9 protein-coding genes and 1 pseudogene are annotated in these 10,158 nt (G+C 64.5%); all 10 read left to right on the forward strand.

The features are described 5' to 3' along the window. Positions 1-325: pseudogene (locus AC2FMM_RS18135) on the forward strand (carbohydrate ABC transporter substrate-binding protein); the annotation flags it as partial. A 91-nt stretch (positions 326-416) separates the two neighbouring features. Then, positions 417-1,340 (forward strand): carbohydrate ABC transporter permease, encoded by a 924-nt coding sequence (locus AC2FMM_RS18140; protein WP_496797332.1) that lies wholly within the window; start codon positions 417-419, stop codon positions 1,338-1,340. A gap of 1 nt (position 1,341) precedes the next feature. Beyond that, the gene (locus AC2FMM_RS18145; RefSeq protein ID WP_496682354.1) at positions 1,342-2,190 is read left to right on the forward strand and encodes a carbohydrate ABC transporter permease; all 849 of its coding nucleotides are present in this window, start codon (positions 1,342-1,344) and stop codon (positions 2,188-2,190) included. 22 nt (positions 2,191-2,212) lie between these two features. Continuing rightward, entirely contained in the window at positions 2,213-3,553 is a 1,341-nt protein-coding gene (locus AC2FMM_RS18150; RefSeq protein WP_496797333.1) for an alpha-glucosidase/alpha-galactosidase, read from the forward strand. A 13-nt stretch (positions 3,554-3,566) separates the two neighbouring features. After that, on the forward strand, positions 3,567-5,276 hold the full coding sequence (locus AC2FMM_RS18155; protein WP_496711748.1) for an IlvD/Edd family dehydratase: 1,710 nt from the start codon (positions 3,567-3,569) through the stop codon (positions 5,274-5,276). Beyond that, positions 5,276-6,043: an SDR family NAD(P)-dependent oxidoreductase gene (locus tag AC2FMM_RS18160; RefSeq protein WP_496797334.1), complete on the forward strand. Its 768-nt coding sequence runs from the start codon at positions 5,276-5,278 to the stop codon at positions 6,041-6,043. Before AC2FMM_RS18155 ends, AC2FMM_RS18160 begins: the two co-directional genes overlap by 1 nt. Positions 6,044-6,047: 4 nt before the next feature. Further along, a complete protein-coding gene (locus AC2FMM_RS18165; RefSeq protein WP_496685333.1) occupies positions 6,048-6,941 on the forward strand; it encodes a 2-dehydro-3-deoxygalactonokinase in 894 nt (297 codons plus the stop codon). Then, positions 6,938-7,543 carry a 2-dehydro-3-deoxy-6-phosphogalactonate aldolase gene (locus AC2FMM_RS18170; protein WP_496711750.1) on the forward strand — a complete coding sequence of 202 codons (606 nt, stop codon included), beginning with the start codon at positions 6,938-6,940 and terminating at the stop codon, positions 7,541-7,543. The genes AC2FMM_RS18165 and AC2FMM_RS18170 overlap by 4 nt, the downstream gene beginning before the upstream one ends. Next, entirely contained in the window at positions 7,540-8,400 is an 861-nt protein-coding gene (locus tag AC2FMM_RS18175) for an SMP-30/gluconolactonase/LRE family protein (RefSeq protein ID WP_496797335.1), read from the forward strand. The genes AC2FMM_RS18170 and AC2FMM_RS18175 overlap by 4 nt, the downstream gene beginning before the upstream one ends. Beyond that, on the forward strand, positions 8,397-10,158 hold a 1,762-nt coding region (locus AC2FMM_RS18180), incomplete at its 3' end, for a beta-galactosidase (RefSeq protein WP_496797336.1). The genes AC2FMM_RS18175 and AC2FMM_RS18180, both read left to right, overlap by 4 nt.

Below are 10,158 nucleotides of genomic sequence, written 5' to 3' on the forward strand. Positions count from 1 at the left end.
GTCGAACAAGGAAGCGGCCCGCGAATTCCTGCGCTTCGTCGTCTCGGCCGAAGAGCAGACCATCATCAACAATGGCCAGAACCTGGGCCAGCTGCCGATCAACGCCAAATCGTCAGTGGATGATGACCAGTTCCTGCAGGAAGGCTTCAAGATGCTGTCGACCAACAGCCCCGGCGGCGTCGCCCAGTTCTGGGATCGCGACGCACCGGCGGAAATGGCCAAAGTGTCGATGGAAGGCTTCCAGGAGTTCATGGTCAAGCCGGACAACCTGGACAGCATCCTGGCCAAGCTGGAACGCGCACGTCAGCGCATCTACGACAACTGATCGGGTTGTGGCCGGGGCAACCCCGGCCACACCATAGCCTAACGCAGGACGGGCACAATCCCGTCCCGCCTTCTCCAAACCGGGATTGACCATGACCGCCGTCGACGTCACCGAACACGAAAGCTGGTTCCACAGAAATCAGCAACGTATCGCACCCTGGCTGTTTCTGGCTCCGGGCGTGCTGTTCTTCATGGTCTACGTGATCATCCCCGTATTCCAGTCCTTCAACCTGTCGCTTTACGAATGGGACGGGCTGGGCGCGGCCGAATATGTCGGTATGCGCAACTATGAAGACCTGTATTGGGAATGGGTCGATCGTGACGCCTTCTATGTCTCGTTGAAGAACAACCTGATCTGGCTGATCATGTACCTGCTGGCAATCCCGGCCGGCCTGTTCATCGCACTGTTCCTCAACCAGACGGTCTGGGGAATCCGGTTGTACAAATCCCTGTTCTTCTTTCCCTTCGTCATCAGCCAGGTCGTAGTCGGGCTGGTCTTCACCTGGTTCTACGACCCCACTTTCGGACTGCTGAACGAGCTATTGGGCTTGGTCGGACTGGGTCCGCTGAACGTCCTGGGTGACGAACGGTTCGTAACCTACGGCATCATTTTCGCGGGCCTCTGGCCGCAGACCGCCTATTGCATGATCCTGTATCTGACCGGCCTGAACGCCGTGGACCCCGAACAGATCGAGGCCGGCCGGCTGGACGGCGCCAAGGGCGGGCGGATGCTGTGGCATATCATCCTGCCGCAACTGCGCCCCGCGACCTTCATCGCCTTTGTCGTGACCATCATCGGCGCGCTGCGGTCGTTCGACCTGATCTCGATCATGACACAGGGCGGGCCGTTCGGATCCTCGCGCGTGCTGGCCTATTACATGTTCGAGGTCGCCTTGTCGGAATACGGGTTCCGCATGGGCTATGGCGCGGCCATCGCCGTGATCCTGTTCCTGATCATGCTGTGCTTCATCGCCTACTTCCTGTGGTCGATGTACCGCGAAGAAAAGGGTTACTGAGATGTTTCCCAAACCGATCGAAAAACAACCCCGCGCGGCGCAGATTTCCTATCAGGCGATGCTGCCGATCGCCCTTCTGCTGTGGCTCGGCCCGCTGCTGGCCGTAGCCCTGTTCTCAATCAAGCCCGAGGCGGATTTCACCAACGCCAACTACTGGGGCCTGCCCTCCAGCTTTGAAGGCGCCAGGAACTACGGTCAGGTGTTCTTCAACTCGGACATGCCGCGCTATCTGCTGAACTCGTTCCTGATCACGGTTCCCACGGTGATCGGCGCGGTGGCGCTCAGCTGCATGACCGGGTTTGCGCTGGGGATTTACAAGTTCAAGTCGAACCTGTGGATCTTCTTCATGTTCGTGGCGGGCAACTTCGTACCCTTCCAGATCCTGATGGTGCCGGTGCGCGACCTGACGCTGGACTTGGGGCTCTACAACACGAAAACCGGCCTGGTGCTGTTCCACATCGCGTTCCAGACGGGGTTCTGCACCCTGTTCATGCGCAACTTCATCCGCGCCCTGCCGTTCGAGCTGATCGAGGCCGCCCGGGTCGAGGGCATCAGCGAATGGCGCATCTTCTGGTACGTCGTCCTGCCGCTGATGAAGCCCGCGATCGCCGCGCTCAGCGTGCTGATCTTCACCTTCATCTGGAACGACTATTTCTGGGCCGTCGTGCTGACCCAAGGGGCCGAGAGCCAACCCGTCACCGCCGGCATCACCAGCTTCAACGCGCAGTTCCGCGCCGCCTATCACTTGATGAGTGCCGGCTCGATCGTCGCGGCCCTGCCGCCGGTGGCCATGTTCTTTCTGATGCAGAAACACTTCATCGCGGGTCTGACCCTCGGTGCCGTAAAATAACGCCTAGTCAAGGTTTACAGTCATGACCAAGATCACCTTCATCGGTGCAGGTTCCACGATTTTCATGCAGAACATCGTGGGCGACGCCCTGCTGACCCCATCGCTGGCCGACAGCCATTTTGCCCTGATGGACATCGACCCCGAGCGTCTGGCCGAGAGCGAAACCGTCGCACGCGCCATGATCCGCTCGGTCGGGACCGGCGCGACCGTGTCCACCCACACCGACCGCCGCGCGGCGCTGGACGGGGCTGATTTCGTCATCACGGCTTTCCAGATCGGCGGCTACAAACCCTGCACCGTCACCGATTTCGAGATCCCCAAGCAATATGGCTTGCGCCAGACCATCGCTGACACGCTGGGCGTGGGCGGCATCATGCGCGGCCTGCGCACCGTGCCTGTCCTGTGGGATGTGGCCCGCGACATGGCGCAGCTGTGCCCGGATGCCACGCTGCTGCAATATGTCAACCCGATGGCCATCAATACCTGGGCGCTGGCCGAACGGTTCCCGGCGCTGAAACAGGTCGGTCTGTGCCACTCGGTCCAGAACACGGTCGAGGAGCTGGCCCATGACCTCGACCTGCCCAAGGATGAAATCCGCTATCGCGTTGCCGGCGTGAACCACGTGGCCTTCTTCCTGCGGCTCGAACATCAGGGCCGCGACCTGTATCCGGCGCTGCGCCGGGGCTATCACGCGGGCCAATTGCCCAAGGCGCCGCTGCTGATGCCGCGCTGCCCCAACAAGGTGCGGTACGAGGTGATGGATCACCTGGGCTATTTCTGCACCGAAAGCTCGGAACACCTGGCAGAGTACGTCCCGTGGTTTATCAAGGATGGGCGTCAGGACCTGATCGACCAGTTCCAGATCCCGCTGGACGAATATCCCACCCGATGCGAAGAGCAGGTCGCCAACTGGAAAGAACAGGCCAAGACCCTGACCGACGGGCGCGACATCGAGGTGATCCGCAGCCACGAGTTCGCTGCCGACCTGATGAACGCAATCGTCACCGACACGCCGTACGTCGCCTATGGCAACCTGCCCAATACCGGGCAGATTCCGCAGCTTCCGCTGGGCGCCGCGGTCGAAACGCCCTGTCTGGTCGACAGCAACGGCGTGCAGCCATCGGTCGTCACCGACATTCCGCCGCAGCTGGTCGCCCTGATGCGCACCCAGATCAACGTGCAGGAACTGACCGTGCGCGCCTTGGTCGAGGAAAACCCCGAACACATCTATCACGCCGCCATGATGGACCCGCACACCGCCGCCGAACTGGACCTGCGCCAGATCCGCAACTTGGTTAGTGACCTGCTGACCGCCCATGCCGACTGGCTGCCCGACTGGTGCCAGCCCGCCAAAGCCGCTTGAAAGGGCCCCGCAAATGACCAAGAAACGCCGCTCACAGCATTGGTATGGCAAGCTCGACAAGGACGGGTTCATCCATCGGTCGTGGATGAAGAACCAGGGCTTTCCCGATCATGCGTTCGACGGTCGCCCGATCATCGGCATCTGCAACACCTGGTCCGAGCTGACGCCCTGCAATTCAGGCCTGCGCGACCTGGCCGAAGGCGTCAAGCGCGGCGTGTGGGAGGCCGGCGGCTTTCCCGTCGAATTCCCGGTGATGTCGCTGGGCGAAACCCAGATGAAGCCCACCGCCATGCTGTTCCGCAACCTGCTGGCCATGGATGTCGAAGAATCGATCCGCGCCTATGGCATCGACGGCGTGGTGCTGCTGGGTGGTTGCGACAAGACCACGCCGGGCCAGCTGATGGGCGCGGCCTCGGTCGATCTGCCTACGATCGTGGTCAGTTCCGGGCCGATGCTGAACGGCAAGTATCGCGGCAAGGATATCGGCTCGGGCACCGATGTATGGAAGTTCTCGGAAGCCGTGCGCGCCGGCGAGATGACCTTGCAGGATTTCATGAACGCCGAATCCGGCATGAGCCGGTCCAAGGGCGTCTGCATGACCATGGGTACGGCCTCGACCATGGCGTCGCTGGTCGAGGCGATGGGCATGAGCCTGCCCACAAACGCCGCTCTGCCCGCCGTCGATGCCCGTCGCATGGCGCTGGCGCACATGACCGGCAAGCGCATCGTCGAGATGGTGGACGAAGACCTCAAACCTTCGGACATTCTGACCAAGGCGGCGTTTGAGAACGCCATCCTGGCCAATGCCGCGGTGGGTGGATCCACCAACGCCGTGGTGCACCTGCTGGCGCTGGCCGGCCGGGTGGGCGTGGACCTGACTCTGAAGGATTTCGAGATCGGGTCGGACATTCCGCTGCTGGTCAACTGCATGCCCTCGGGTAAGTACCTGATGGAGGATTTCTGCTATGCCGGCGGGATGCCTGTGGTCCTGTCCGAGCTGAAATCGCATCTGCGCCCGGCCATAACCGTTCTGAACAAAGACATCTCGGCCCATTACGAAGGAGCAGAATGCTTCAACCGCGACGTGATCCATTCCTTCGACGATCCGGTAAAACCGGCCGCCGGGCTGCGCGTTCTGCGCGGCAACCTGGCGCCGAACGGGGCGATCGTAAAACCCTCGGCGGCCACCGACAGCCTGCTGGAAACGGAAGGTGAAGCCTATGTCTTCGACAGCATCGAGGACCTGAAGGCCAATATCGACCGCGATGACCTGCCGGTGACGCCCGAGACCATCCTGGTGCTCAAGGGCTGCGGGCCAAAGGGCTATCCGGGCATGCCCGAGGTCGGCAACATGCCGATCCCCGCCAAGCTGGTGAAACAGGGCGTGCGTGACATGATCCGCGTTTCCGACGCACGCATGTCGGGCACCGCCTTCGGCACAGTGATCCTGCATGTCAGCCCCGAGGCGCAGGCGGGCGGCCCATTGGCGCTGGTGAAAACCGGCGATCGCATCCGCGTGTCCGCCAGCAAGGGCGAGTTGGAATTGCTGGTCGACGAACAGGAACTGGCGGCCCGCCGCGCGGCCTGGCAGCCCGACGACCCGCATTACACCCGCGGCTATGCCAAGCTGTATATCGACCATGTCCTGCAGGCCGATCAGGGGGCCGACCTTGATTTCCTGGTGGGCAAGGACACCCGCCTTGTGACCCGAGAGAGCCATTGATGAGCCAGCCAGCCACTTTCCATGACCTCGACGGGGCGTCCGTCTTCATCACCGGCGGTGGGTCCGGCGTGGGCGCGGCCCTGACCGACGGGTTCCTGGCCCAGGGCGCCAAGGTCGCCTTTATCGGCCGGTCCGACGCCAGCGCGTTCGTCGAAGAGATGCGCGCCAAACACGGCCGCGCGCCCTTGTTCCTGCAGGGCGACATGACCGACACTGCGCTGCTGCGCAAAACCATGACAAAGGCCGCCGAGGCCCACGGCCCGCTGAACGTGCTGGTCAACAATGCCGCGAACGACAAGCGCCACAGCCTCGAGGAAACCACGCCCGAGTTCTGGGACTGGATGATCGCGGTGAACCTCAAAGCCTATTACTTTGCCTGCCAGCAGGCCGCGCGGCAGATAGCAGAAACCGGCGGGTCGATCATCAACTTCAGCTCGATCAGCTACATGATGGGCAATGCGGGCTATCCGATCTATACGACGGCCAATGCCGGAATCACCGGCATGACCCGCTCGCTCGCGCGTGAGCTGGGGCCGAAGAACATCCGCGTCAACGCATTGGCGCCCGGCTGGGTGCTGACGCAGAAACAACTGGACATGTGGGCCACGCCCGAAGATCTGGCCGCGCATATGGATCGCCAATGCCTGAAGGAACATCTGCGTCCGGACGACATGATCGCGCCGACGCTGTTTCTGGCATCAACGGCCAGCCGCGCCATGACCGGGCAATGCATGGTCGTCGATGGCGGCGTGGTCACAACGGGGTGAGGACATGAACACCGAGTGGATCGCAGTAGACTGGGGCACCTCGCATCTGCGCGCCTGGGCGATGCAGGGCGATACGGTGCTGGACCACGCCCAATGCGACCGGGGCATGGCAACGCTGGGCCGGGATCAGTTCCAGGACGCGCTGCTGACGCTGGTCCAGGGCTGGCTGGGCGCGGCGCCCGTCGATGTGATCGCCTGCGGCATGGTCGGTGCCCGCCAGGGCTGGGTCGAGGCGCCCTATGTGGCTGTTCCCGCCAAGCCGATCTCGACCGTTCCGGTGCGCGTGCCCGGCACCGATCCACGCATCCGCGCCTTCGTGGTGCCAGGCCTGAAACAGGACGACCCCGCGGACGTGATGCGCGGCGAGGAAACCCAGATCGCCGGCTACCTGTCCACGCGCCCGCATTGGGATGGCGTGATCTGCCTGCCCGGCACCCACACCAAATGGGTGCAGGTCAGCGCGGGCGAGGTCGTCAGCTTCCGCACCTTCATGACGGGTGAACTTTTCGATCTGCTGGGCCAGCACTCGGTACTGAAACACTCGGTGGGCGAAGGCTGGGACGACGACGCCTTCGCCACGGCCGTGGCGGACACGCTGTCAAAGCCCGAGCAACTGGCCGGGCGGCTGTTCGGGCTGCGTGCGGCCGACCTGCTGCACGGCCAGGACCCGGCCACCGCACGGGCCCGCCTGTCCGGTGCCCTGATCGGTGCCGAGCTGGCCGCCACCCGCCCCTATTGGCTGGGTCAGCAACTGGCCATCGTCGGGGCCGAAGCCCTGTCGCACATCTATGCCGCGGCGCTGCAGCAACAGGGCGCGTTCGTCGAAACCGCCGACGCGACCCAGGCCACGCTGGCCGGTCTGCTACAGGCCCGCACCCTCACGAGGCAAACCGCATGAGCCGCCCCATCATCGCCATTCTGCGCGGGCTTGACCCGGCGCAGGCCGAGGCCGTCGGCCAGGCCATTCTGGACGCAGGGATCGACCGGATCGAGGTACCGCTGAACTCGCCCGACCCGCTGGACAGCATCGGCCGTCTGGCCCGTTCGATCGGCGACCGCGCGCTGGTCGGGGCCGGAACCGTCCTGACCGTGGACGAGGTCGAACAGGTGGCTGCCGTGGGCGGCAAGCTGATCGTGTCGCCCAATTGCGATGCCGAGGTGATCGCGCGCACGGTGGATCTGGGCCTGCAAAGCTGGCCCGGTATCTATACCCCAACCGAGGCCTTCGTCGCCCTGCGGGCCGGGGCCACCGGGTTGAAACTGTTTCCCGGTGTGATGGCCGGACCGGCGGGGCTGGCTGCCATGCGCCCGATCCTGCCCAAGGGTACGCAGGTCTATGCCGTTGGCGGCGCGGGGCCCGAGAATTTCGGCGACTGGCTCAAGGTCGGGGCTGACGGGTTCGGCATCGGCTCGGCCCTGTTCAAACCCGGCATGTCCGTGGACCAGATCGCCGAGAACGCCCGCAGGATCGTAGCCGCCTATGACGAGGCCGCAAGATGAGCCAGGTCTTTGACGACCGCCCGTGCGAGTTGGGCGAGGGCCCGCTGTGGCACCCCGAACGGCAACAGCTGTTCTGGTTCGACATCGTCAACAAGCGCCTGATGACCCGCGACGCGGATGGTCCGCAAAGCTGGGATTTTGCCGAGCAAGTCTCGGCCGCAGGCTGGATCGACCGCGACACGCTGCTGATCGCGTCGGAAACCGGGCTGTGGACGTTCGGGCTGGAGAGCGGTCGCAAGGACCGCATCATCGCGCTCGAGGCCGACAACCCGGTGACCCGCTCGAATGACGGGCGGGCTGATCCGTGGGGCGGATTCTGGATCGGCACCATGGGCAAGCGCGCGGAACAGGGCGCGGGGGCGATCTATCGCTTGTGGCGGGGTGAGCTGCGGCAGCTGGTGCCGGACGTAACCATCTCGAACGCGATCAGTTTCGCGCCCGACCGGTCCTGCGCCTATTTCTGCGACACGGCCACCGGGCAGGTGCGGCGCTGGGGTCTGAACCCCGAAACCGGCTGGCCCGAGGGCGACAGCGCGGTGTTTCTGGACCTGCGCGCCGAGGGTCTGAACCCCGATGGCGCGGTCGTCGACGCCGCGGGTAACCTGTGGCTCGCACAATGGGGCGCGGCGCGGGTTGCGACCTATGACGCCGGCGGAACCTTCCTGCGCGCGGTGTCCTTCGCGGCAACCCATACCTCATGCCCCGCTTTCGGCGGGCCGGATCTGACGACGCTGTTTTGCACCTCGGCCCGCGAAGGGCTGGATGCGGACACCATCGCGTCACACCCCACTAACGGAATGACCTTTGCCGCCGAAAACGCGGGCCAAGGTCAGGCGGAACACAGAGTCATCCTATGACCCCCGAACTTGGCGTTTGCTATTACCCTGAACACTGGCCGCAAGAAATGTGGGCCGAAGATGCCGCGCGCATGGTCGAGGCCGGTCTGCGCTGGGTCCGGATCGGCGAATTCGGATGGAGCCGGATGGAGCCGGAACCGGGCCGGCTGACATTCGACTGGCTGGATCAGGCCATCGAGACCCTTGGTGCGGCCGGGCTGAAAGTGGTGCTGGGAACCCCAACCGCCACGCCGCCGCGCTGGATGCTGGACCGGCACCCGGACATGCTGGCGGTGGACGAAAACGGGCAGCCGCGCAAGTTCGGCTCGCGCCGTCACTACTGTTTCAGCCATCCCGGATATGTCGACGAGTGCGTCCGCATCGCCCGGATCATGGGCGAACGCTATGGCCGCAACCCGCACGTCGCCGCCTGGCAGATCGACAATGAATATGGTTGCCACGACACCACCGTCAGCTACAGCGAGCCTGCCCGGGAGGCCTTCCGCCGCTGGCTGGCCGAACGCTATGGCTCGGTCGAGGCGCTGAACGCGGCCTGGGGCAACGTGTTCTGGTCTATGGAATACAGCGATTTCGATCAGATCGACCTGCCCAACCTGACCGTAACCGAACCCAACCCGGCGCATGTTCTGGCCTTCCGCCGGTTCAGCTCGGACCAGGTGGTGGCCTTCAACCGGGCACAGGTTCAGGCGCTGCGGCCTCTGACCGACGCGCCGCTGCTGCACAACTACATGGGTCGGATTCTGGATTTCGACCATTTCGAGGTGGGCGCCGATCTGGATATCGCCACTTGGGACAGCTACCCGATCGGGTTCCTGTCCGACCGGCTCGAGGCCGACGCGGCGCACAAGACAGCCTTTCTGCAACAGGGCGATCCCGACATGCAGGCCTTTCACCACGATCTGTACCGCGCCGTCGGGCGCGGCCGCTGGTGGGTGATGGAACAACAGCCCGGACCGGTGAACTGGGCGCCCTACAACCCGGCCCCCCTGCCGGGCATGGTGCGGCTTTGGTCGCTTGAGGCTGTGGCCCACGGGGCCGAGGTGGTCAGCTATTTCCGCTGGCGGCAGGCGCCTTTTGCGCAGGAACAAATGCACGCGGGCTTGCTGACGCCGAACAACCGCCCTGCCCCCGGTCTGACCGAGGCGCAGCAGACGGTCGCGGATTTGGCCGCGCTGGGGCCGGTCGAACCGGTGCAGGCGCGGGTGGCCATCCTGTTCGACTACCCGTCGGACTGGGCCTGGGCGACCCAGCCTCAGGGCGCGGGGTTCAACTATTTCCGGCTGGTGTTTTCCGCTTATCGCGCCCTGCGCCGCGCCGGGCTGTCGGTCGATGTCGTGCCGGCCACGGGCATGGACGAAGCCGAGTATGATCTGATTCTCGCCCCCGGGCTGGCCACGCTGGACGACGCGCTGGCCGACCGGTTGCGCGCGGCGACCAAACTGACGGTTCTGGGCCCGCGCACAGGTGCAATCACGGCTGATTTCCAGATCCCGGCCCAAGGCCGCCCCGGCCTGCAAGCGCTGGACTGCGACGTGGCGCTGGTGGCATCTCTGCCGCCCGAGATCACCCGCCCGGTTCAGGGCGGCGGCGCCGCGCAACACTGGGTCGAGCGGCTGACCGGCAACGCGCCCAATCTGTTGACGTTTGCGGACGGAACCCCGGCACTGAAAGGGGGCGACCAGCTTTGGTATCTGGCCGGATTCCCGGACGAAGACCTGTGGGACCGGATCGTTGAAATGGCCGCGCAGAAGGTCGGGC

This window comes from Ruegeria sp. BHSC043 (genome assembly GCF_059612985.1).

Coding starts and splice junctions, on each gene's coding strand:
- AC2FMM_RS18165 (WP_496685333.1), top strand. CDS start 6,048: ATGAACACCGAGTGGATCGCAGTAGACTGGGGCACCTCGCATCTGCGC.
- AC2FMM_RS18145 (WP_496682354.1), top strand. CDS start 1,342: ATGTTTCCCAAACCGATCGAAAAACAACCCCGCGCGGCGCAGATTTCC.
- AC2FMM_RS18150 (WP_496797333.1), top strand. CDS start 2,213: ATGACCAAGATCACCTTCATCGGTGCAGGTTCCACGATTTTCATGCAG.
- AC2FMM_RS18155 (WP_496711748.1), top strand. CDS start 3,567: ATGACCAAGAAACGCCGCTCACAGCATTGGTATGGCAAGCTCGACAAG.
- AC2FMM_RS18175 (WP_496797335.1), top strand. CDS start 7,540: ATGAGCCAGGTCTTTGACGACCGCCCGTGCGAGTTGGGCGAGGGCCCG.
- AC2FMM_RS18170 (WP_496711750.1), top strand. CDS start 6,938: ATGAGCCGCCCCATCATCGCCATTCTGCGCGGGCTTGACCCGGCGCAG.
- AC2FMM_RS18160 (WP_496797334.1), top strand. CDS start 5,276: ATGAGCCAGCCAGCCACTTTCCATGACCTCGACGGGGCGTCCGTCTTC.
- AC2FMM_RS18140 (WP_496797332.1), top strand. CDS start 417: ATGACCGCCGTCGACGTCACCGAACACGAAAGCTGGTTCCACAGAAAT.